Here is a 21,047-nt window from a genome sequence, read left to right on the forward strand (position 1 = left end):
GCCGCACGGTGTACGCGCGGCTCCGGGCCCGGATCCAACGTGCGGAAAGGTCACTCCGCGATCGGCAGGTACACCCGGTTCCCCGCCGCCGCGAACTCCCGTGACTTCTCGGCCATGCCCGCCTCCGCGTCCGTGCCGACCGCCAGGTCGCCGCCGTGTTCGCGGCGGATGTCCTGGGAGATCTTCATGGAGCAGAACTTCGGGCCGCACATGGAGCAGAAGTGCGCCGTCTTCGCCGGTTCCGCCGGCAGCGTCTCGTCGTGGAAGGCGCGGGCCGTGTCCGGGTCGAGGGCCAGGTTGAACTGGTCCTCCCAGCGGAACTCGAAGCGCGCGTCGGACAGCGCGTCGTCCCAGTCCTGGGCGCCCGGGTGGCCCTTGGCGAGGTCCGCCGCGTGCGCCGCGATCTTGTACGTGATGACGCCGGTCTTGACGTCGTCCCGGTCCGGCAGGCCCAGGTGTTCCTTGGGCGTGACGTAGCAGAGCATCGCCGTACCCCACCACGCGATCATCGCCGCGCCGATCCCGGAGGTGATGTGGTCGTACGCGGGCGCGACGTCGGTGGTCAGCGGGCCGAGCGTGTAGAACGGCGCCTCTTCGCAGATCTCCTGCTGGAGGTCGATGTTTTCCTTGATCTTGTGCATCGGGACGTGTCCCGGGCCCTCGATCATCGTCTGCACGCCGTGCCGCTTGGCGATCGAGTTCAGCTCGCCGAGCGTCCGCAGCTCCGCGAACTGCGCCTCGTCGTTGGCGTCCGCGATGGAGCCGGGGCGCAGGCCGTCGCCGAGGGAGTACGTGACGTCGTAGGAGGCGAGGATCTCGCAGAGTTCCTCGAAGTGGGTGTAGAGGAACGACTCCTTGTGGTGGGCCAGGCACCACGCCGCCATGATCGAGCCGCCGCGCGAGACGATGCCGGTCTTGCGGCGGGCCGTGAGGGGGACGTAGCGCAGCAGGACGCCGGCGTGGACGGTCATGTAGTCCACGCCCTGCTCCGCCTGCTCGATGACCGTGTCCTTGTAGATGTCCCAGGTCAGTTCCTCGGCCTTGCCGTCCACCTTCTCCAGTGCCTGGTAGAGGGGGACGGTGCCGATGGGGACGGGGGAGTTGCGCAGCACCCACTCGCGGGTGGTGTGGATGTTGCGGCCGGTGGACAGGTCCATGACCGTGTCGGCGCCCCAGCGGGTCGCCCAGGTCATCTTCTCCACCTCCTCCTCGATGGAGGACGTGACGGCGGAGTTGCCGATGTTCGCGTTGACCTTCACCAGGAAGTTCTTGCCGATGATCATCGGCTCGATCTCCGGGTGGTTGACGTTGGCGGGCAGTACGGCCCGGCCGGCCGCGATCTCGTCCCGCACGAACTCCGGAGTGACGTTCTCGCGGATCGCGACGTACTCCATCTCCGCCGTGACCTCGCCCCGGCGCGCGTACGCGAGCTGGGTGACCGCCGCGCCGCCGCGGCCCCGGCGAGGCTGCCGGGGGCGACCCGGGAAGACCGCGTCGAGGTTCTTCAGGCCGCCGCGCGGCGAGGTGTGCTTGAGGCCGTCGTCCTCGGGCCTCGGTGGCCTGCCCGCGTACTCCTCGGTATCTCCCCTGCTGATGATCCAGTTCTCCCGCAGCGGCGCCAGGCCGCGGCGGACGTCGGTTTCGATGTTGGGGTCGGTGTACGGCCCTGACGTGTCGTAAAGCGTCACGTCCTTGCCGTTGGTGAGGTGCACACGACGGACCGGGACCTTCAGGTCGGGCCGCGATCCGGTGAGGTAGCCCTTGTGCCAGCCGATCTCCTTGGCGGAGACCTGACCGTTTTCGGGCGTGCGTGCATCCTGCAGAGTCATGAAGACCCACTCCCTACGCCGGCATTACCCGGTAACAGGTTCGGCGGTCGACGCAGCAAGTCCGTGACGGCGGTTCCGGCTTCGGCCGGACGTTCCGTACGGGGATCAGCGCCCTCTCAGCCCGGTGCTCCGAGCTCCCGCGATTGCAAAGGTGGCACCACGGTAGCCGCCGATATGGCGCGGTGACCAGGGGGCCCTGCCAGTTCTTGCGATGATCGGGCGGTGACCAGCAACGAGCCCCCGCACTCCGCGCACCACCACGCTTCCCATCCGGCGCCCGGTCCGGACGGTGATCGTGCGCAGCCGCCGCACCCGCCAGGACACGGGCACGCGCACGGACATGGCCACGGGCACGGCCCCGCGGCCCCGGTATCCCGGCATCTGCGCAAGGTCATCGCGGCGGTGCTGATCCCGTTCGCCGCCGCCGTCGTGGCCGGTCTGGTCGTGCTGTGGCCGGGCGGCGCACCCGGCCACAAGCCGACCGGTGTCGGCTTCGACCAGCCCACCGAGAAGGCGAAGGTGGCCAAGGTCGAGGAGGTGAACTGCGCGGACGTCCACGCCCAGCAGCAGCCGGGGCCGCAGCAGCAGTCCGGCCCCTCGGACACCCGGCAGGCAACGCACTGCGAGCGGGCGGTCATCGAGGTGACCACCGGCAAGGACACGGGCCGGCGGTTCGAGGCGATCGTGACGCCCGACGCCACACGCCACTACACGGTTGGCCAGAAAGTCGTGGTCGCCTACTCGCCCAAGGCGCCCAAGGACCTGCAGTATGCGGTCACGGACGTCGACCGGACGTTCCCGATGTGGGTGCTCGCCGCGATCTTCGCGCTGGCGGTGGTCGTGGTCGGCCGGCTGCGCGGGGTGCTGGCACTGGTCGCGCTCGTCGTGAGCTTCGGCGTGCTGACGCTGTTCATCCTGCCCGCCATCCTCCAGGGTTCGAACCCGCTGGTGGTCGCGGTCGTCGGAGGCAGCGCGATCATGCTGGTCGCGCTGTACATGTGCCACGGGCTGACGGCCCGAACGTCCGTAGCCGTGCTCGGCACGCTCGCGTCGCTGCTGCTCATCGGCCTGCTCGGCTCGCTCTTCATCGGGTGGGCCCTGCTGACCGGCAACACCGACGACCAGACCGGGCTGGTGCACGGCCTGTACCCCGACATCGAGATCCGCGGCCTGCTGCTGGCGGGCATCATCATCGGGTCGCTGGGCGTGCTCGACGACGTGACGGTCACCCAGACCGCGGCGGTCTGGGAGTTGAAGGAGGCCGATCCGTCGGCGAGCCGCCGCAAGCTCTACGGAGCGGCGATGCGGATCGGGCGCGATCACATCGCGTCCGTCGTCAACACGCTCGTACTCGCTTACGCGGGTGCGGCGCTGCCCCTGCTTTTGCTGTTCTCGATCGCACAGAGCAGCGTCGGTACCGTCGCCACGAGCGAGGTGGTCGCGGAGGAGGTCGTCCGCACGCTGGTGGGCAGCATCGGACTGGTCGCGTCCGTACCGCTGACGACGCTGCTGGCCGTGCTGGTCGTCTCGGCGGACCGGGACGCGGGGCGGCCGGCGGGCCGGGGCACGCGGCGGACGGCAGGCGGGGGACCGGGGCGGGGCGCCGGGGGCCGGGGCGCCCAACGGGTCGGTGCGGGTCGGGGACCGGAGCCGGACGGCGGTACGAGCCGGCAACCGGTGCTCGGCGGCCGCGGCAGGCGGCGGCGCGCACGCTGATCCGGCCGGAGACCCGTCACTCCGCGTCACATGTCACCGTCCCGTCACCGCCCGGGCCGCGCGGCTTCACCCCGCCTTCTGCGCCTCGGAAAGAATCCGGTCCAATGTCGATTCGAGCGTGTCGCACACCTCTTCCTCCCCGATCGGCACCAATCGGTCCGTGCGGTCCAAGAAGGCCACCAGCGGTGGGGCACCGGCGCGGAACAACGCCCGTTCGTCCGCCACCTGCAGGCCGATGAAGACGTCGCTGAGATGTTCGGAGGAGGACGGCTCGATGCGTACGTCGCCCTCGCCGGACGGCTTGCTCAGCCCGTCCAGCAGCAGCTCCCGGCTGAACGCCCAGGTCACGGGCACATCGCCGGGAAGGTCGAAGGTGAAGCTGACCGCATAGGGATCCGCGCGGTCGAAGTACAGCTCCACCGGGATACGGAAAGCGAGCTCCTCTGACACGAGGAAGCTCATGATCACTTCTGCCTGAACTGTGTCGGTCATCAACCTCTGCCCCGTACTTGGTCGGAGATGGCCAGGAATCATCCCTCTTGGCCTCATTGACGCCATCGTCTGTCACGCGCAAGCGGATCACAAGGAGTGATCTTTCAAATACCGAGAGAGAAGCGAATGTCGTGAGCGCGCCGCCTTCACCATCCTGCGTATTCGGACGGTAACGCAGTGTAGGCGTTGAGCATCGCTCGCGGGAAGGGAAACCGCCATGGTCGCGGCCGCCGAACCGACCTGGACCGGGAGCGCTGAGCATACTGTGCCCACGGCATATTTCGGTTGCACATAGGCGAATTGGGCGCGGCGGACGGCGTCCGGGCGGTGCAGCAGGGCACCCTCGGGCGCGCGGAGTACGGCGCCGGCGGCCGCAGCCGCACCGGGTGACGGGCCAAGTGGCCTGTCCCGTCCTCCTCGTCGAACCGCACCGGCAGGCGAGAACGGATTCACCGTTCACCATTGCCAACGCCAATCCCCTGGTCGGTCACCGGGGCAGGACGGCCCCGCCGAAGGGGCCGGGTGACGCGGCCCCGGCCCGGCCCGGTCGGCGGAAAGCGGAACGCCCCGCTCCTGGGAAGGAGCGGGGCGTGGGAAGCTGGGGCCGCGATCGTCGGACCGGGCCGGACCGAGCCGTGATCGTCAGGCCCGGCCCGGTTCCCGGCGTGGCCGCCGGGAGGTCACCAGTCGCCGCGCGAGGACGAGGACGACGAGCCCGTGAGCCTGCGCACCAGGTAGACCACGCCGGCGATCAATGCCACCGCTATCAGCACCTTGAAGAGCAGGCCGATCAGGAACCCGACCGCACTGGCGATCAGGCTGCCGAACACCACCAGGAGGACGACGGGCACCGCGACCCACGTCACCCACCACGGAAGTCCTGCGAACGTCCCCTTGCCGGCCATTGCTCTGCCCTGCTTTCTGCGTAGTCGCCGTATTTTTCTGCGTTGTGCGCTTCACGTCTTTCACGCGGCCCGCGGACCTGTTCAACGTCCCGCATCCATATCGCGTGCCCGGAAACCCCGGGGATCCGAAGTCCGGTTCCCCCTGCACCACCGATGCTAGGGCGGCACGTTACGGAACGGGGGCCGCGCGGCCCCGGCCCTCCCCTGAACCGTCCCCTACGGGTCCGGGGGTGCGCGCCTCAGCTCTCGGGGGGAGAAAAGACCACCATCACCCGCAGGTCCTCGCTGATGTGGTGGAACTTGTGGGCCACACCGGCGGGTACGTACACCACGCTGCCGCGCGCCACCGAGGTCGTCTCCATGCCGACGGTGATCGCCGCCCGGCCGCTGACGACCAGGTACACCTCGTCCTGGTTGTGCGGCAGCTGCGGGTCGGTGCTGCCCGCGTCGAGCGCGTAGAGCCCGACCGACATGTTCCGTTCCCGCAGGAACTGCAGATACGCGCCGTCGTTCGCGGCCCGCTCCGCCTCCAGTTCGTCGAGCCTGAAAGCCTTCATGTCATTCGTGCCCCTCGAAGAGTCCGTCTCGTCTGCGACGATCTCACCATGAAGAATTTCGTGGTCAAGACGATCGCCAACGCCGCGGCGCTTGCCGTGGCCATCTGGCTGCTCAAGGACATCACGCTGACCGGTGAGAACACCGGCCGCAAGGCGCTGACGCTGGTCCTGGTCGCGCTGATCTTCGGAGTGGTGAACTTCGTCGTCAAACCGGTGGTGAAGCTGCTGTCCCTCCCCCTCTTCATCCTCACCCTCGGCCTGATCACGCTCGTCATCAACGCGCTGATGCTGTTGCTCACGTCGTGGCTGGCGGACAAGTTCCACCTCGCCTTCCACGTGGAGGGCTTCTGGACCGCCGTCCTGGGCGGGGTGATCGTCTCGATCGTCTCCTGGGCCATGCACATGGTTTTGCCGGACGACCGGGACTGACCCGCGCACTGCCCCCGGCGCCCTCCGACGGGGACGCCGCCGAGGTCCGCCTGCCACGCGCGGACGACACGGCAGCGGAGCGCTCCCACGATCTGGACGTACGGGTCCCCTGTCACAGCGGTATGGCAGGGTGCGAAACGTGCTCACCGAGGAGGCAACCGCATGACAGGCGACAGCACACGGGCCGTACGGGCCGGGCTCCCGGCGGCCGAGGCGTACGAACCGTCCCTCCCGGGACCGGTCTTCGCGGCGCACTACCACCTCCCCGGTGACGCCACCGGCCCGTACACCTACGGCCGCGAGTCCAACCCCACCTGGACCCGCCTGGAAGCCGCCATCAGCGAGCTGGAATTCCCGGCCGAACCCGCGCATACCGTGAGCTTCGCCTCCGGCATGGCCGCCGTATCGGCCGTCCTCTTCTCCCAGCTGCGTGCCGGCGACGCGGTCGTGCTCCCGAACGACGGCTACCAGCTGCTGCCCGCCGTGCGCGAGCGCCTGGAGAGCTACGACATCGAGGTCCGCACCGCCCCCACCGCGGACGACGCCCAGCTCGGCGTCCTCGACGGCGCCCGGCTGCTCTGGATCGAGACGCCCTCCAATCCCGGCCTGGACGTCTGCGACATCCGGCGCCTGGCGGAGGCCGCACACGCCCGCGGCGCGCTGGTCGCCGTCGACAACACCCTGGCCACCCCGCTCGGCCAGCGCCCGCTGGACCTCGGCGCCGACTTCTCCGTCGCCAGCGGCACCAAGGCCCTGACCGGCCACGGCGACGTACTCCTCGGCTACGTCACGACCCGGGACGCGGCCCTGGCCGACTCCGTACGCACATGGCGCAAGACCGTCGGCGCGATCCCGGGACCGATGGAGGCGTGGCTGGCCCACCGGTCGCTCGCCACGCTCGCCCTGCGCGTGCGCCAGCAGTCCGCCGGGGCGCTCGCGCTCGCCACGGCGCTGCGCGACCGGCCCGAGGTGACGGGCCTGCGGCACCCCGGGCTGCCCTCCGATCCCGCGCACGACCTGGCCGTACGGCAGATGCGCACGGGCCGTTTCGGCTCGGTGGTCTCCTTCACGCTGCCCGACCGGCAGCACGCGGAGCGCTTCCTTGAGGCGCTGACGCTCGTGGACGACGCGACCAGCTTCGGAGGCGTGCGGTCCACGGCGGAGCGCCGCGAGCGGTGGGGCGGCGACGCGGTCCCGGAGGGCTTCGTACGCTTCTCGGTCGGCGTCGAGGAGCCGGCGGACCTCATCGCGGACGTGCTCGGAGCGCTCGACGCGGCGCTGGGTACAGCGCTGGACACGGCGCTGGAGAATCGCTCCTCCTGAGTGGGGGAGGCACCCGGAGGACCGGGGCCGGGAGTACGGGCGCGCCGCGCGGCGTCTCAGGGCCGCCGGTCCGTACCAATGCCGCTACGTCAGCGGGCTGGCAGGGTATCCCCCCTCGGCACCCTGCCAGCCCCGGTTCGCAGCACAACGAACCGCGCAGACAAGGCTAGTTGACTCAGCGTCAGTGTCCAATCACGCTGACGGCACAGCCCTATCGACAAATTTATAGTTGGGCCTTCGCCGACTTCGCGGAAACGGAGGGAGGTACGGATGGACCTCGCCTTATTACGCACGTTCGTCACGGTGCACCGAGCGGGTTCCTTCACCCGCGCCGCCGCCCTGCTGGGCCTCTCCCAGCCCGCCGTGACCAGCCAGATACGGAATCTGGAGCGGCAGTTGGGCCGCCCGCTCTTCCTCCGCAAGGCCCGCGGCGTCACCCCCACCAGCATCGGCGACGAACTCGCCCACAAGGTCGCGCCCCACCTCGACGCGCTCACCGAGATCACCGAAACCGGGCTCGACCGGGAGTCCGCCACCCGCACCCTGCACCTCGCCGGACCGCCGGAGTTCACCTCCCAGCGCGCGTTACCGGCCCTCGCTCCCCTCATGGACCAAGGCCTGTGCGTACGTACCGCCTTCGGCCCGACGGACGAACTGCTCTCCGGCCTCGCCGACGGCCACCACGACCTCGCGATCACCACCACCCGGCCGCGCGGCTGCCTCCTCACCGCGACACCACTGTGCGACGAGGAGCACGTGCTGATCGCGGCACCGCGCTGGGCGGACCGGCTCGGCGGCCCCTCCACCCTCCAGGCCAGAGGGGCGCGGGCGCTCGCCCCCGTACCGCTCGTCGAGGTCCACGAAAGCCTGCCGCTGGTCACCCGCTACTGGACCGCGGTCTTCGACGCCCCTCCCACGGCCTCCGCCGCCGTGGTCGCGTCCGACCTACGGGCGGTGCTCGCGTGCGTGACGGCGGGCGCCGGCCTGGCGGTGCTGCCCCGCTATCTGTGCGCCGAGGCGCTCGCCAGCGGCGAGGCTGTCGCCCTGCTCGACCCGCCGGTGCCGCCACTGCGCACATACTTCCTGGTCATACGGTCCGGGACGCTGGCGCTGCCGCACATCGCCCGCACGCACGAGTGGCTGCTGCGATCCGCCGCTGACTGGTGAGGGCGCCGGCGGCGGCCTTCCGGGCTCACGGTGCCGTGCTCCGGGGCGCGCCTCGGGGTGCACCTCGGGATACGCCTCGGCGGTCTGGTGGGGCGGTGGTTTCACCGAGCCTCTGCTGCGGCATCTGTCCCGTATGACCGTACGGCCAGTCGTCAAACGCACCGCCCGCGCGATCCTGCTCGACGGTGCGGACATCGTTCTGATCAAGCGCACCAAGCCCGGCCGGGCCCCCTACTGGATCACTCCGGGCGGCGGCGTGGAACCAGAGGACGCCACGGTCGTGGACGCCCTCCACCGGGAACTGCACGAGGAGCTGGGCGCCAAGATCACCGACATCGTCCCGGTCTTCGTCGACACCGTCGAGCACATCAGCGACGGCGGCGTGGACGGGGTGAAGGTGCAGCACTTCTTCGTCTGCCGCCTGGAGTCGATGGACCCCTCCCTGCGGCACGGCCCCGAGGTGGAAGAGCCTTGCGGCCGGTACGAGATCGTGCGGGTGCCGTTCACGCGGGTCGGCATCGCCTCGGCCGAGGTGGTGCCCCTGTCCCTGCGCCACTACCTGGACGGCAATATCGAGGGCGTACGGGCCATGCACGCACCTGACCTGGGCTGACACACCTGCCGTCCACAGGCCCCTTACCCGAACCAGCCCCGGAAACCGCCACCCTCGGAGACGGGCGCGCTCCGCTCAGCGCGCGCGAGCACCCGCTCGACCTCCCGCTCCACTTCTTTCCTGACCTCTCGCACTTCGGGGATGCCGGGTGTTGCGGTGGCGGAGGGGATAGGGGGTGCGGCGGTGGCGGAGGTGCTGGGGTATGCAGCGGTGGCGGGGGTGGCAGGGGTGGCGGCCGGCTCGGCCTCGGTCATGGCGGACCGGTCACCGGCAGCCTTCCGGCGGGAGTCGGCCTCCGCCGCCGCGCCGAAGAAATCCCCGCCCTTGCGCTTGGCGTCATCCGTCCCCCAGGCGCGTGAACCAGCCGCCTGACGTGGCACCTTCTGTAGGTGCGGGATGTGCTTGGCGCAGTGAATATACGTTTCCTCTACGGTCACTTCCACCCACAGCTGAGCGCGCCGCCCGGGGATGGGATCGACGGGCAGGTGTGGGTGCCGCTCCAGCATCTCGTCGTCCATGACCACCCGCGCACGCCCGTTGACGTGCAGGCCGATGCGGTCGCCGGTGAAGTCGATCATCAGAATGCCGAGGTGCGGGTTCTCGGAGAGATTGCCGACGGACGCCATGACGCCGTTGCCGCGGTACTCCGGGTACGCGAGCGTGCGCTCGTCCAGGACCTGGAGGAAGCCCGGCGGCCCGGCCCTGAAGGTGGAGTCGCACTCACCGTGCCGGTCGGCCGTGGCCAGGAAGAACATCTCCTGCCGCCCGACGAACTCCCGCATGCGGTCGTTGAGATGGTCCAGCACCTGGTCATCGTAGAAACGGTCGGCGCGGTCGGTCGTGCCGAGTCGCTGCTGCACCAGGTGTTCCCCATCGCTCCCCGGCCGCTCCCCCCGCGCCCCTGTAGGCGAACCTGTAAGCGCATCCGTACATGCGTCCGTGCGTGTGTCCATACGTGTAGCCGTATCTATCCCCGGCGCCGCGGGACGGTACGCACCTGGTCCCGCCAAGCCGTAATCACCGTATGTCGTCACTGTTCAATCTCCCGCCGCGACCAGCTCTTCAACGGAGTCGTGCCGTATGCGGTCGGAGGGAATACCGACCCCCACCAATGCGTCCACGCCGTTTCGGATCATTCCGGGCGGCCCGGACAAGTAGGCGTCATATTCCCTCCAAGGCCCGTACTGACGCACCGCGTCCGGGAGTTGACCGCTGAGGCTGTTCATCGGACCGCCGGCCGGTCCGGTGGCGACGACCGGGCGCACCGACAACCACGGATGACTCTGCGCCATCCGCAGCATGGTGTCGATGTCGTAGAGGTCGTAGCCGCTGCGCGCGCCGTAGAAAACCTCCATCGGGCGCCGGCGGCCGCGCTCGGCCACGTCCTCGACCAGGGCCTTGATCGGTGCGATGCCGGTGCCTCCGCCCAGGCACAACAGCCCGTTGTCAGTGGTGTGGTCTACGGTCATGGAACCGGATGGGGGACCGAGCCGGAGGACATCGCCGGGGCGGGCGCGATGCACCATGGCATTGGACACCCAGCCGGCCGGCACGGCCTTCACATGGAAGGAGAGCAAGCCGTCGGAGCGGGGCGCCGCGGCGAAGGAGTAGTGCCGCCATACGCGCGGCCACCAGGGGGTTTCCAAGCTGGCGTACTGACCGGCCAGGAAGGGGTAGGGCTGGTCGGGACGGACGGTCACGACCGCGATGTCGGACGTACGCAGTTCGTGCGAGACAACCTCGGCATGCCACCAGGCGGGGGCCACCGCCTCGTTCTCGGCGGCGGCGTCGATCATGATCTGCGAGATCGTGGTGTACGCCCGCACCCAGGCGGCTTCGGCCTCCGGGTGCCAAGTGCCGGGCGCGTAGCGAGCGAGCGCGTTGAGCAGGCATTCGCCGACGGCCGGGTAGTGCTCGGGCAGCGTGCCGTACTTACGGTGCCCACGCCCGAGGTGCGACAGGTAAGCGGTGAGCGTGTCCGTGTCGTCGACGGCTTTGACGGAGGTGAGCAACGCCCTGAACAACCGGTCGCGTTGGGCCTCCATCGCAGCGGGAAAGAGCGCACGCAGGTCCGGATGCCGCACGAAGAGCAGTGCGTAGAAGTACGAAGTCGCCTTGTCCGCCACCGGCTCGATCTCATCCAACGTCCGCCGAATAAGCACCGCGTCGGGGGATGCGCCCTCGGGGCGAGGAGCGGGGTCCGCCGCGCCGGGGGCGTGCGTGGCGGGGGCGGACGGGCTGGTGACGTACGCACCCGCGGCAGGCGCGCTGGTGGCGGACGTGGTGGGCTCGCCGGACGGGCCACTGGCGTACGCGGCCGCGTCAGGCGCGCTGGTGGCGGCGTGTGCGCCGGTGGCCGAGGTGCTGCCGACGGGCGGGTCGGCGCGTGATGCGCTGGTGGCGGTGGAGGTGGTGGTGGGCGGGTGGGCAGGGGGAAGGGGGGAAGGGGAAGCGAACTCCGCCCCGACTCCGGCCCCGGCGCCCCCAGCCTCCGGCTCGCCCCCTGGCGTCTGCTCGCGCTCCGGCGTCTGCCCGCGCTCCGACGCGGTGCCCACGGGCGTTATGGAGCTGACCGGTCGGCTGGGCATGCGCTCCCGCTCGCCCCCGGACAGCCGCGCGTCGTTGTCACGGTGCGAATCGTGAACACCGTGCGAATGGTGAACGCTGTGTGAGTCGTGAGCACTGCGCGAGTCGTCAGCGCTGGGCGAGTCGTCGTGACCGTCCCGCTCTCTCTGGCCGTCCGGCCGCTTCTGGGAGTCTTCGGCGGACTTCTTCGACGGAGTGAACCATCCCCAATCGCCACTGTCGCCGCCAGAAGAGCCGTTACCGGCCGTCGTGGTGGTCGGAGCGTCCATGGTCTGCCTCGCCTCGAACGTCTTTCGATCGTCTTCGTACTTCCGCAGTCCGGAATGTGCCCGGAATTCCCCGCGCCGCTTCGGAATTCTTAATCGATCACCGCTATTCCGGCAACACCCTCCAAAGCAGACACGCCTCTCGCCCTCGCGACATGCAGCGCGCCCCCTTCTCCCCGCAGCCCTCTCCTCCTGCGGGGCCCGTCGCCGCAGCGTGCCATCCGGCCCGGCCGTACCGGGCGAACAGCCGGAAGTCCGTACGCCACCGCCCGCGTTGCCGCTAGGCTGACGGTCTCCGTGCGCCGTCAGGGACCATGGCACCAGGCCACGGACGCGCTCTCCTGCCGAACCGGACTAGACCATACCGGCAGTAGTTGAAAGCACAACCCCCGAACTCCGAAATCTTCCGTCGCCCTCCACTTTTCGCGCTTCTTGTCGTCCTCTTGACGCGACCTGTTCCGCAGAACGCAATTCACCGGGCATGGCGACGAATCGCACGCGTGCAGCCCGGAATTACCGGCCGGTCCGCACCAGTTCGTACGCCTCGCGCAGGTCACGGCCCTCGTACGTATATGAGGCCAGGTCGCTGACATGGTGGTCCGCATTCACCGCCACGGACGCGGGAACGGCGGCGAACAGCGCCGCGTCGGACATGGAATCGCCATACGCCACGCAGTCGGACCGGCCCAGTCCGAACCCGGCGCACAGTTCATCCGCAATCCTCACCTTTGCAGATGCGGAAAGTATCCCGGTCGGTTCCACCGGTTCCCGAAATGGCAAGGCAGGCCAGCGTGAGCCGTGCGCGGCGTCCGCTCCCCAACCCGTCAACCGCTCCACGAAGAAAGCGGGCGACAAGGAGATCACCGCGCAGCGCTCCCCCCGCGCCCGTATGTCGGCCCACACCTCACGGATGCCGGCCAGCCACGGCGCGCCGTCGAAGGCCGCCGTCACCAGTTCCTCGGTCAGCTCGGACCACAGTTCGCAGGCCAGCTGCGCGAAGCGCGGCGGCGTCAGCTCGCCGGCCGCGAAGGACCTCTCCAGTTCGGCGGTCTCTCGCTCCAGCCCGAGCTGCCGGGATATCTCGACAGCGGCAGCGGAACCGTAGAGCAGCGTTCCGTCCATATCGAATAGATGCAGCTTCGCCATACCGGCGAGCCTAGGACGTGGGTGTCGCCGACGCCCCGTACGTCGCTCTGCTCACCTGGTTCACGCCGGTGACCACCCGACGCGCATGTACCGCTTACTACCACCGCCGCGCCCGGAGGCCGCCCGTACTCGGGTATGCGTACCGCCGGATACTCCCTCGGACAGATGTCGCGGAAGCCGCCGAACGCGACCGTGGTTCACATGAAACAGCTCAGCCGGCCCGAGCGCCGCGCCCTCCTCGTCGTCCATGTCGCGGTATCCGTCGGCTGGCTCGGGCTCACACTCGGCCTGCTCACCCTCAGTGTCACCGGATACGCCTCGAAGTCGCCGGACACGACCGTGGCCGCGTACCGCGCCATGAAGATCTTCAGCGACTGGCTCGTCGTCCCGGTGGCGCTGCTCACCCTGGTCAGCGGGCTTGTGCTCGCGCTCGGTACGCCCTGGGGCCTGGCGCGGCACCGCTGGGTCGTCGTGAAGTTCTGGATCACCTTGGCGACGGCCATGCTGACCGCCTTCTCCCTGCGCCCGGGCATCGACCGGCTCGCGGCCGATGCCGTCGCCGGCATCCCGGACACCGGGCTGAGCATGGTGTCCGCCCCTGCCGTGGCGACGGCCACCTACCTCTTCGTCACCGCGATCTCCGTACTCAAGCCCTGGGGGCCCACCAAACGCGGCGGCCGACTGCGCGCTGCACAGTCGGCCGGGGATCGCGATCGGGCCCGTAATCGTACGAGGGAAGTGGTCAGTTGAGCCCCGCCGCCTCGATGGCGGTGCGGGCGATGCGGTCGTCCTGCTCCGGAGCGCCACCGCCGACACCGATCGCACCGATCAGCCGCCCGTCCCGGTGGACCGGCACACCGCCCGCGATGAACAGAAGCGGGCGGTCGAGCGCGGTGGGCAGCGTGTGGAAGAGGCCGTCGGGACGTACCGCGTCGACGAGGTCCGCGGTCGGCGCGTCCAGCTGCAGGGCGGTGTAGGCCTTGCGGGTGCTGGTCTCGCCGGAGATCAGCACGGCGGTGTCGTCGCGCCGGAAGCCGAGCAGGTGGCCGCCTGCGTCCAGAACGGTGACGCTGCCCTGCACACCGAGCCCGGCGGCGGCGCTGCGAGCGGCTTCGATGAGGGCGTCCGCGTCGTGCGTGGTGAGGGGGCGGACTGGGGTGGGGGTGGTGCTCATGGGGGTGGTGCTCCTGGGTGTACGGATGCCGTTTTGGTACGGATAGCGCGTTTGGTGCGGGGGTTGTTCGGGTGGGCGTTCCGATGGCTGGGTGGACGCTCTGGTGACCGGGTGGACGCTCTGATAGCTGGGTGGGTGACCCGACGGCTTACGGGTCCGTATCGAGGGGCCCGCGGCCCGGTCCGCTCAGCTGCGCGCGGCTGCCGCGATGCCTTCCTCGGCGCTGCCGACCACGTCCCCTGACCCGGCGACGACCCGGCCCCGCTGCTGCCCGGGACCGGCCTCGCTGTTCCCGCGCCGCATCGCGCGCCGTTCCAGCGTCCCGGCGACCACCGCGACCCCCAGTGCGAGGACGGTCATCGTCACGCCGACCCAGTTCGGCGCGGCCAGACCGAGCCCGGCCGAGATGACGATCCCGCCGAGCCATGCGGCGAGCGCGTTGCCGAAGTTGAAGGCCGCGATATTGCCGACCGAGGCCAGCGTGGGGGCGGCCGCGGCATGGTCCATGATCCGCTTCTGTAGCGGCGGTACGGTCGCGAAGCCGAAGGCGCCGACGAGGGCGATGGTCACGATCGCGGCCGCCTTGTTGTGCGCGAACAGGCCGAACGCGGCCAGCGAGAGTGCCAGCCCGATCAGGGACACGTACAGCATCGGCATCATGTGCCGGTCGGTGAACCGGCCCGAGACGAGGTTGCCGGCCACCATGCCCAGGCCGAAGACGGCGGTGATCCAGATGACGGACGACGCCGCGAAGCCGGTGACCTCGGTCATGGTCGAGGCGAGGTAGGTGACGGCCGCGAAGACGCCGCCGAAGCCGAGGACCGTCATCAGCAGCGCGAGTCCGACCTGGGGGTTGCGGAAGACGGCGATCTCCCGGCCGATCGGGGAGGCGGCCTTGATCGGCTGCGCCGGTACCAGCTTGGCGACGCCGAGGAAGCCGAGCACTCCCAGGACGGCGATGGCGGCGAAGGTCGCGCGCCAGTTGATCTGCTGGGCGAGCAGGGTGCCGACGGGTACGCCCACGACGTTGGCGACGGTCAGCCCGGCGAACATCATCGAGATGGCGCCGGCCCGCTTGTGCGGCGCGACGAGGTCCGCTGCGACCAGCGCCCCGATGCCGAAGAACGCGCCGTGTGCAAAGGACGAAACGATCCGCCCGGCCAGCATCACCGCGTAGACCGGCGCCACGGCCGTAATCAGGTTCCCCACGACGAACAACCCCATCAGCAGCATCAGCATCTGCTTACGGGTCATGCGGGTGCCGAGGACGGTCATCAGCGGCGCGCCGACGACGACGCCGAGCGCGTACACGGTGGTCGCGTATCCGGCCAGGGGGATGGAGACGCCGAAGCCCGCGGCCACGTCGGGCAGCAGCCCCATGACCGCGAACTCGGTCATCCCGATCCCGAAGGCGCCGATGGTCAGCGCCAGGAGGGCGAGAGGCATGACGGATCCCTTCAAACGATTGCATCCAGCTTTAACAAGCGTCGACAATAATTGCAGACGCGGGTTACTTGCAAGCGCGGGCTATTTCGAAAGTGTCCTATCCTGGCTCGTACGACCTGTAAGGAGGTCCCCGATGACGCAGCAGACCCGGCAGCAGGAGCAGCGGCCGCAGCAGGCACCGCAGCGGCGCCAAGGGCGGCAGGCGGACGGGCCCACGGCCCCGGCCGAGCCGGGCCAGGGCTGCCCCACGGGATCCGGCACCGCCCCCGCTCTCGCCCAGGGCTGGTGCGCCCTGTCCGCCCTGCACGGCCGCATCGAGTCGCACATCGAGCGCGCGCTGCAAGCCCGGCACGACCTGAGCGTCCGGGAGTTCTCCGTCCTGAACGTGCTCAGCGAGCAGCACGACGGACCCGGCGGCCACCTGCGCATGCACCAGGTCGCGGACTCGGTCGTACTCAGTCAGAGCGCCACCACCCGGCTGGTCACCCGGCTCGAAGAGCGTCGGCTGCTCTCCCGCTACCTGTGCCCCGACGACCGGCGCGGCATCTACACCAACGTCACCGACGAGGGCCGCCAACTGCTCGAAGAAGCACGGCCCACGCACGACGCGGCGCTGCGCGAAGCACTCCAAGACGCCGCAAAGCGCCCCGAATTGGCGCCCCTGGTGACCGCTGTGGAAACCCTCGCGCCGTCCGCCTGACTGCGGCTGCGTAGGGTCCCGAACATGAGCGAATTCGAGATCCGCCCGGCGGCCGAAGACGATATTCCCGCCATCGTCGCGATGCTGGCCGACGACGCACTGGGCGCCACCCGCGAGTCCCCGGACGACCTGACCCCGTACCTCGCGGCGTACAAACTGCTGGACGCCGACCCGAACCAGCACCTGGTCGTCGCCGCCCGCGCGGGCCGGCCGGTGGCAACGCTCCAGCTCACGGTCGTTCCTGGGCTCTCACGGCGGGGCAGCAGCCGCGCGATCATCGAGGCAGTGCGCGTCCACTCCGACGAGCGGGGCAGCGGCCTGGGCACCCAGTTGATCGAATGGGCGATCGACAGGTCGCGGACGCTCGGCTGCGCTCTGGTGCAGCTCACCAGCGACACGACGCGCATCGACGCGCACCGGTTCTACGAGCGCCTCGGCTTCGAAGCCTCCCACCTGGGCTTCAAGCTCCAGCTCTGACCCACCGGACCGGTACCGCACCCCTTCGGCAGGCCCGGACGGCGACTCGACCTCTCGGCTCCTCCGGCCTGCCGTTTTTCCGTGCGCGTGACCGGTCACCTCACGCGCCCTCACTCTGCGGGACCGGCCCCTGATCCCGGGCGCTTCCCCCGTTCTCGTCACGCGTACGGGACCTGGCCCGGTGCGCCTTCTGCCTGCACGCCCCGCCGCAGTACCTGGCAGGCCGCCCCGTACGCGCCGAGGGCACCGGCCCGGCACACACCTCACACCGCGTTTCGTTACGGCTGACACCCTGGCGCGGCAGTTTCGTAACACCCCTGCGCGCCCGCAGGCCGTCGCACATCAACGCCGTCATCCGCCCCGGCGCAGCCCCTGACGACGACCGACGCTGCTCCATCGAAATGCACCCGACCAGCAGCGCCTGCACGTCGTCGAGACCGGCGTCTCGCCTTACGCCACCGGCCTCTTGGGCACGCGCGAGCAGGACGCCCAGGGCCTCGCCGAACTCTCGCTCGGCCGCCGGAGACGGTTCGTACGCACCCTCGCCGGCCGCCTCCAGCGCGTCGCACAGCGCCTTGTTGCGCGCTGCCAGCCGCACCACCGACCCGAGAAAGCGAAAGAAGACCCCGGCGGGGTCCGCGGCATCCGCCAAGTCCCTTGCCGTGTCGGTGAACAGCTGCACGCGGTCCGCGACGGTGGCCCTGAACAGGGCTTCTTTCGAAGGGAAATGGCGGTAGACGGTCCCGGCGCCGACTCCCGCACGCCTTGCGATCTCTCCGAGCGGCACCCCCAACCCCTGCTGTTCAAAGGCCGTTCGCGCCGCTTGCAACACAAGCGCCCTGTTGCGCCGCGCATCCGACCGCGAGGGAGCCGAGCCGCCACCCGTCATCATCGAGCCTCCTGGAAACCGTCGACTTCCGGACCGAGCCGTCCGTACTTTCAAGCGGGTCGCTCGTTCCGATTATACGGAGGTCTCAATCCATGATCGTTAAGGGCTGCGTGAGCGCGGTGCCCAGTTCGCCCGGACAGCGCAGGGGCACGGCGGCCCACCGCTTCGTAGAGATGGGCCAGCAGGTGCGGAAGGGAGCAGGCAGAGACTCCAGTGTCCAGCCTGTGTCCGGTACGCCCGGTTTGCCACCGGTGTACGGCTGAATGGTGGAGGTCAATTGAGGCCTGTCGAAGTCAGTTGCGGCTCTGGATCCAGAGCTTCGATGCCTCGCTCAGCGCGTGGCAGTGGCGACCTACTGATACATCTGTTCGACTGGCAGGGCGAGGTACAGCAACAGGACACTGCTTCAGTGGCCTACCAGCAAGCCAAGCCACCTAATCCCGTGCATGGCACAAAAGTTGGGGGCGCTGTTTCACGTGAAACAGCGCCCCCAACCTTGCGGTCTGGCCGACGTACGGCTCAGCCGTTGATCGTCTCATCCCACGCCGCGCCCGCCGCCGCGGCCGCGCCGTCGCCGTCCACCGTCACGCCGAGGACCCGCAGGCCGGCTGCCAGCGCCGCGATCGAGGCCAGCACCACGCCTCGCTCCGCGGCCTGCCCATAGTGGTTGACCCGGATCATTTCCTTGGCGAGCGCGCCTGCCGCGGCCTGGACCGGCACCCCGACGGGGCCGTCCGCCGCGTCCAGCGCGGCGGCCACGATCTCGCGGGCGTCCAGGTCCGAGGGCGCACGCAGCGTCGTAGCCACGGGGGCGGCGTCCTCGTCCCGGAGCACGTACGGGGACAGTGCCCCCAGTGTCCGCACGCCTGCCCGCACCGCTGCGGCGGCCGCACGGTGCCGGGTGACGACCGCGTCGAGACCCTCCGCGTCGATACGGTCCACGGCCTGCTCCAGAGCGAGCATCTCCAGCTGCGCCGGGGCATGCGGGAGGACGGTACGGCCGCCGTCGATCCAGCGTTCCTTCCAGTCCAGAAGCGAGAGGTAGGAGCGGCGCGGAGCCTGCTCGTTGGCGGCGATGCGTTCCCAAGCGCGCGCACTCACCGATACGGCCGACACCCCTGCCGGGCCCGCCAGCGCCTTCTGCCCGCCGATCACGCACAGATCGACGCCCCACTCGTCGGTGAGCAGCGGTTCGGCTCCGACCGAGGCGACCGCGTCCAGCATCAGCAGCGCCCCGTGCTCACGTACGACCGCGCCGATCTCCGCGACGGGGTTGGTGTTTCCGGTCGCGGCCTCGGCGTGCACCAGGCTGACGAAATCGATGGCCGGGTTCTCCCGCAGGGCCTCCGCCACCTGCTCGGGGCGTACGGCCCCCGTGAACGGTGCGCTGATCGTCACGACCTCGGCGCCGCAGGACCGCAGCCAGCCGCCGAAGGTCTCGCCGTACGGCCCGGTCACGATGTTGAGCGCGGTGCTGCCGGGGCCCACGGCTGAGCGGATGCACGCCTCCAGCGGAAGCAGAGCCTCGCCCTGGGTGGCCACCACATCGGCCCGGGTGCGCATCAGCGCCGCGACCTTGTCCTCGATCCGCGCGAAGTGTCCGGCGGTGAGCGGCGGCAGGTCGAGCAGGGCCGGGGCGTCGGAGGTCGTGTTCACGGCGTTCGCGTCAGTCACGGTGGCCTTCCAGCGGTAGCGGGCCGCGATGCGGCGGCTCCTGTTTTCTGGCTCGACTGTACGTCCGGGGCGGACGACGCGGCCGTACGGGCCCGGCGCGGCCGTCAGCACCCGCGCCAGCCCTCCGCGTCCACTCCGCCCGGCACCGGCCCGGCGGGCTCGTACGGGCCGCGCGTGAAGACGAAGGTGCCCACGTCCAGGTGGCTGACCGAGCCGTCGCCGGCACGGACGACGCGCAGCGTCTCGGCGGCGAAGTAGCCGTCCAGTCCCGTCCAGGTACCGTCGGTCTCCGCCCTGAACCGGGACGCACGGCCACCGGGCCCCTGCATGGGCGAGATCTCCAAGGCCCGGTCGGCGCGCAACCGCAGCACGTACGGATGCGTGCCCCAGTACCAGGGACCGGTCAGCGCCAGCAGTTCCCCGTCCACAGGACCCGTCTGCGGGCCCCACGGCTCCGGTATCCGCGGCTCGCGCTCCGCGACGATGGCGGCCAGGTCGGCGGCCACGGCGCTGATCGCGGGGCCCGAGGTGCAGTTGGTCAGGGCGATGCCCGCCACGTCCTGCTCCACGTCGATCCACAGGGCTGCCAGGAACCCGGGCATGGAGCCGGAGTGACCGACCAGTAGCCGCCGGTTCCGCCGCATGAGCTGGAGGCCGAGGCCGAAGCCGGCGTCCCATTCCGGGCCCTGGGGAGGAACGGCCGGCGTCCGCATCTCGGCGAGGCTCGATGCACTGAGTACCCGGTCATCGCCGTGTGTCAGGAACGCCGCCCAGCGACCCAGGTCCCCGACCGTGGACCACAGCTGCCCGGCCGGGCTCATCAGACCCGTGTCCTGGGCGGGCTCCGGCAGCAGCACGTCTGCCCAGGGGTGTACCGCCCAGCCGTCGGCGTGCGGTGCCTCCGGCCGGAGCGTCGTACGACGCATCCCCAGCGGCTCCAGCACCTCGCGACGCAGCACCTCTCCCCAGGGCTCGCCATCACGCAAGCGCTCGACCAGGGCGCCCAGCAAGGCGTAGCCCGGGTTGGAGTAGTGGAACCGGCGCCCGACCGGCAGGCGACGTGGGTTTTCGTCGAAGAGGTCACCGGCCTCCGGCCGCAACTCACCAGACGTCCGCTCCCACCAGGGCCCGCGGGCCTCGGCTGCCAGGCCGGAGCTGTGCGACAGCAGCTGGGCGATCGTCACGTCCGGAGCCACGCTGCCCGCCAAGTGCTTCCCGAGCGGGTCGTCCAGCGTGAGCAAGCCCTCGTCGCGCAACCGGAGCACCAGTACCGCGACGAACGTCTTGGTGATCGACCCGATCCGGTACTGGACGCCGGGCCCGTTGGCGGCTCCCGGAGAGGTGCTGCCACCGGCCCCGTCCGCCGCCGCGCGGGCCCCGGTCCAGGCCAGCCGACCACCCCGTACCACCGCTCCCGCCATCGACGGCGCGCGTCCCTCCGCCTGTCCGACCGCCAGCCGCCGCAGCAGCGCCCGCCGCGTGTCCGGCAACAGCCCTTCGGCGCGCTCTCCGTCGTGCGCTTCCGAACCGCCCAACTCACCGGTCGCTTCCCACTCCGTCGGCACACCGGATGATCCTGCGGTCATGGCACTCCTCGACAGCTCGACACCACGCTTACGGACAAGGACTGGGCCCATTTCAACACCCACTCCGGGCTC

Annotated in this window: 20 protein-coding genes and 1 riboswitch; of the genes, 8 read left to right on the forward strand and 12 right to left on the reverse strand. The window is 70.1% G+C overall.

Going from position 1 to position 21,047, the window contains the following annotated elements; all coding sequences use genetic code 11:
- Positions 1-50: 50 nt before the first annotated feature.
- A complete protein-coding gene (gene thiC, locus ACH4K4_RS05640; RefSeq protein ID WP_398165031.1) occupies positions 51-1,829 on the reverse strand; it encodes a phosphomethylpyrimidine synthase ThiC in 1,779 nt (592 codons plus the stop codon).
- Positions 1,823-1,980: riboswitch (TPP riboswitch) on the reverse strand. Its footprint overlaps the gene before it by 7 nt.
- 71 nt (positions 1,981-2,051) lie before the next feature.
- On the opposite strand from thiC, the gene ACH4K4_RS05645 reads away from it, so the two are divergent.
- Entirely contained in the window at positions 2,052-3,545 is a 1,494-nt protein-coding gene (locus ACH4K4_RS05645; RefSeq protein ID WP_398165032.1) for a YibE/F family protein, read from the forward strand.
- 66 nt (positions 3,546-3,611) lie between these two features.
- Here ACH4K4_RS05645 and ACH4K4_RS05650 read toward each other — a convergent pair whose 3' ends face one another.
- The 3 genes from ACH4K4_RS05650 to ACH4K4_RS05660 form a co-directional block, all read right to left on the reverse strand.
- Entirely contained in the window at positions 3,612-4,037 is a 426-nt protein-coding gene (locus ACH4K4_RS05650) for an SsgA family sporulation/cell division regulator (RefSeq protein ID WP_360125261.1), read from the reverse strand.
- A 680-nt stretch (positions 4,038-4,717) separates the two neighbouring features.
- On the reverse strand, positions 4,718-4,942 hold the full coding sequence (locus ACH4K4_RS05655) for a DUF5326 family protein (RefSeq protein ID WP_360125263.1): 225 nt from the start codon (positions 4,940-4,942) through the stop codon (positions 4,718-4,720).
- A 239-nt stretch (positions 4,943-5,181) separates the two neighbouring features.
- Positions 5,182-5,499 (reverse strand): cupin domain-containing protein, encoded by a 318-nt coding sequence (locus ACH4K4_RS05660; protein WP_398165034.1) that lies wholly within the window; start codon positions 5,497-5,499, stop codon positions 5,182-5,184.
- Positions 5,500-5,547: 48 nt separating this feature from the next.
- Between ACH4K4_RS05660 and ACH4K4_RS05665 the strand changes: the two genes are divergently transcribed.
- The 4 genes from ACH4K4_RS05665 to ACH4K4_RS05680 all read left to right on the forward strand — a co-directional run bounded on the left by ACH4K4_RS05665 (position 5,548) and on the right by ACH4K4_RS05680 (position 9,031).
- Positions 5,548-5,928 carry a phage holin family protein gene (locus tag ACH4K4_RS05665; protein WP_398165035.1) on the forward strand — a complete coding sequence of 127 codons (381 nt, stop codon included), beginning with the start codon at positions 5,548-5,550 and terminating at the stop codon, positions 5,926-5,928.
- Positions 5,929-6,090: 162 nt separating this feature from the next.
- Complete coding sequence (locus ACH4K4_RS05670; RefSeq protein WP_398165036.1) at positions 6,091-7,251, forward strand: cystathionine gamma-lyase; 1,161 nt, start codon at positions 6,091-6,093, stop codon at positions 7,249-7,251.
- A gap of 270 nt (positions 7,252-7,521) precedes the next feature.
- Positions 7,522-8,418, forward strand: coding sequence for a LysR family transcriptional regulator (locus tag ACH4K4_RS05675; protein ID WP_398165037.1), 897 nt, complete (start codon positions 7,522-7,524; stop codon positions 8,416-8,418).
- 133 nt (positions 8,419-8,551) lie between these two features.
- A complete protein-coding gene (locus ACH4K4_RS05680; RefSeq protein WP_398165038.1) occupies positions 8,552-9,031 on the forward strand; it encodes an NUDIX domain-containing protein in 480 nt (159 codons plus the stop codon).
- A 23-nt stretch (positions 9,032-9,054) separates the two neighbouring features.
- On the opposite strand, the gene ACH4K4_RS05685 is transcribed toward ACH4K4_RS05680, so the two are convergent.
- The 3 genes from ACH4K4_RS05685 to ACH4K4_RS05695 form a co-directional block, all read right to left on the reverse strand.
- Positions 9,055-9,891 (reverse strand): pyridoxamine 5'-phosphate oxidase family protein, encoded by an 837-nt coding sequence (locus ACH4K4_RS05685; RefSeq protein ID WP_398165040.1) that lies wholly within the window; start codon positions 9,889-9,891, stop codon positions 9,055-9,057.
- Between the two features lie 177 nt (positions 9,892-10,068).
- A complete protein-coding gene (locus ACH4K4_RS05690; RefSeq protein ID WP_398165041.1) occupies positions 10,069-11,886 on the reverse strand; it encodes a globin domain-containing protein in 1,818 nt (605 codons plus the stop codon).
- A gap of 510 nt (positions 11,887-12,396) precedes the next feature.
- A complete protein-coding gene (locus tag ACH4K4_RS05695) occupies positions 12,397-13,029 on the reverse strand; it encodes an HAD family hydrolase (RefSeq protein WP_398165042.1) in 633 nt (210 codons plus the stop codon).
- A 201-nt stretch (positions 13,030-13,230) separates the two neighbouring features.
- On the opposite strand from ACH4K4_RS05695, the gene ACH4K4_RS05700 reads away from it, so the two are divergent.
- A complete protein-coding gene (locus ACH4K4_RS05700) occupies positions 13,231-13,779 on the forward strand; it encodes a DUF2269 domain-containing protein (RefSeq protein ID WP_398165043.1) in 549 nt (182 codons plus the stop codon).
- On the opposite strand, the gene ACH4K4_RS05705 is transcribed toward ACH4K4_RS05700, so the two are convergent.
- Together ACH4K4_RS05705 and ACH4K4_RS05710 are read right to left on the reverse strand one after the other, a co-directional pair.
- Complete coding sequence (locus ACH4K4_RS05705) at positions 13,772-14,203, reverse strand: heme-binding protein (protein WP_398165044.1); 432 nt, start codon at positions 14,201-14,203, stop codon at positions 13,772-13,774. The genes ACH4K4_RS05700 and ACH4K4_RS05705 overlap by 8 nt on opposite strands.
- Before the next feature lie 186 nt (positions 14,204-14,389).
- Positions 14,390-15,649, reverse strand: coding sequence for an MFS transporter (locus ACH4K4_RS05710; protein WP_398165045.1), 1,260 nt, complete (start codon positions 15,647-15,649; stop codon positions 14,390-14,392).
- Positions 15,650-15,782: 133 nt separating this feature from the next.
- On the opposite strand from ACH4K4_RS05710, the gene ACH4K4_RS05715 reads away from it, so the two are divergent.
- Both ACH4K4_RS05715 and ACH4K4_RS05720 read left to right on the forward strand, forming a co-directional pair.
- Positions 15,783-16,349 (forward strand): MarR family winged helix-turn-helix transcriptional regulator, encoded by a 567-nt coding sequence (locus tag ACH4K4_RS05715; RefSeq protein ID WP_398165046.1) that lies wholly within the window; start codon positions 15,783-15,785, stop codon positions 16,347-16,349.
- Positions 16,350-16,373: 24 nt separating this feature from the next.
- Entirely contained in the window at positions 16,374-16,826 is a 453-nt protein-coding gene (locus tag ACH4K4_RS05720) for a GNAT family N-acetyltransferase (protein WP_398165047.1), read from the forward strand.
- A 100-nt stretch (positions 16,827-16,926) separates the two neighbouring features.
- Here the strand turns inward: ACH4K4_RS05720 and ACH4K4_RS05725 are convergent, their stop codons facing one another.
- From ACH4K4_RS05725 to ACH4K4_RS05735, 3 genes are all read right to left on the reverse strand, one after another.
- A complete protein-coding gene (locus ACH4K4_RS05725; protein ID WP_398165048.1) occupies positions 16,927-17,718 on the reverse strand; it encodes a TetR/AcrR family transcriptional regulator in 792 nt (263 codons plus the stop codon).
- Positions 17,719-18,234: 516 nt separating this feature from the next.
- Positions 18,235-19,389, reverse strand: a complete 1,155-nt coding sequence (locus ACH4K4_RS05730) for a pyridoxal-phosphate-dependent aminotransferase family protein (RefSeq protein ID WP_398165050.1) — start codon at positions 19,387-19,389, stop codon at positions 18,235-18,237.
- Between the two features lie 104 nt (positions 19,390-19,493).
- On the reverse strand, positions 19,494-20,975 hold the full coding sequence (locus tag ACH4K4_RS05735; RefSeq protein WP_398165051.1) for a serine hydrolase domain-containing protein: 1,482 nt from the start codon (positions 20,973-20,975) through the stop codon (positions 19,494-19,496).
- Positions 20,976-21,047: the final 72 nt, after the last annotated feature.

Source organism: Streptomyces sp. NPDC017529 (genome assembly GCF_044329785.1).
In the GTDB taxonomy this organism is placed as follows: Bacteria; Actinomycetota; Actinomycetes; order Streptomycetales; family Streptomycetaceae; genus Streptomyces.

What these genes read in the sequence shown, in the direction of transcription:
- thiC (WP_398165031.1), bottom strand. Translation starts at nt 1,829, where the DNA reads ATGACTCTGCAGGATGCACGCACGCCCGAAAACGGTCAGGTCTCCGCC.
- ACH4K4_RS05650 (WP_360125261.1), bottom strand. Translation starts at nt 4,037, where the DNA reads ATGACCGACACAGTTCAGGCAGAAGTGATCATGAGCTTCCTCGTGTCA.
- ACH4K4_RS05655 (WP_360125263.1), bottom strand. Translation starts at nt 4,942, where the DNA reads ATGGCCGGCAAGGGGACGTTCGCAGGACTTCCGTGGTGGGTGACGTGG.
- ACH4K4_RS05660 (WP_398165034.1), bottom strand. Translation starts at nt 5,499, where the DNA reads ATGAAGGCTTTCAGGCTCGACGAACTGGAGGCGGAGCGGGCCGCGAAC.
- ACH4K4_RS05665 (WP_398165035.1), top strand. Translation starts at nt 5,548, where the DNA reads ATGAAGAATTTCGTGGTCAAGACGATCGCCAACGCCGCGGCGCTTGCC.
- ACH4K4_RS05670 (WP_398165036.1), top strand. Translation starts at nt 6,091, where the DNA reads ATGACAGGCGACAGCACACGGGCCGTACGGGCCGGGCTCCCGGCGGCC.
- ACH4K4_RS05675 (WP_398165037.1), top strand. Translation starts at nt 7,522, where the DNA reads ATGGACCTCGCCTTATTACGCACGTTCGTCACGGTGCACCGAGCGGGT.
- ACH4K4_RS05680 (WP_398165038.1), top strand. Translation starts at nt 8,552, where the DNA reads ATGACCGTACGGCCAGTCGTCAAACGCACCGCCCGCGCGATCCTGCTC.
- ACH4K4_RS05690 (WP_398165041.1), bottom strand. Translation starts at nt 11,886, where the DNA reads ATGGACGCTCCGACCACCACGACGGCCGGTAACGGCTCTTCTGGCGGC.
- ACH4K4_RS05695 (WP_398165042.1), bottom strand. Translation starts at nt 13,029, where the DNA reads ATGGCGAAGCTGCATCTATTCGATATGGACGGAACGCTGCTCTACGGT.
- ACH4K4_RS05700 (WP_398165043.1), top strand. Translation starts at nt 13,231, where the DNA reads ATGAAACAGCTCAGCCGGCCCGAGCGCCGCGCCCTCCTCGTCGTCCAT.
- ACH4K4_RS05705 (WP_398165044.1), bottom strand. Translation starts at nt 14,203, where the DNA reads ATGAGCACCACCCCCACCCCAGTCCGCCCCCTCACCACGCACGACGCG.
- ACH4K4_RS05710 (WP_398165045.1), bottom strand. Translation starts at nt 15,649, where the DNA reads ATGCCTCTCGCCCTCCTGGCGCTGACCATCGGCGCCTTCGGGATCGGG.
- ACH4K4_RS05715 (WP_398165046.1), top strand. Translation starts at nt 15,783, where the DNA reads ATGACGCAGCAGACCCGGCAGCAGGAGCAGCGGCCGCAGCAGGCACCG.
- ACH4K4_RS05720 (WP_398165047.1), top strand. Translation starts at nt 16,374, where the DNA reads ATGAGCGAATTCGAGATCCGCCCGGCGGCCGAAGACGATATTCCCGCC.
- ACH4K4_RS05725 (WP_398165048.1), bottom strand. Translation starts at nt 17,718, where the DNA reads ATGATGACGGGTGGCGGCTCGGCTCCCTCGCGGTCGGATGCGCGGCGC.
- ACH4K4_RS05735 (WP_398165051.1), bottom strand. Translation starts at nt 20,975, where the DNA reads ATGACCGCAGGATCATCCGGTGTGCCGACGGAGTGGGAAGCGACCGGT.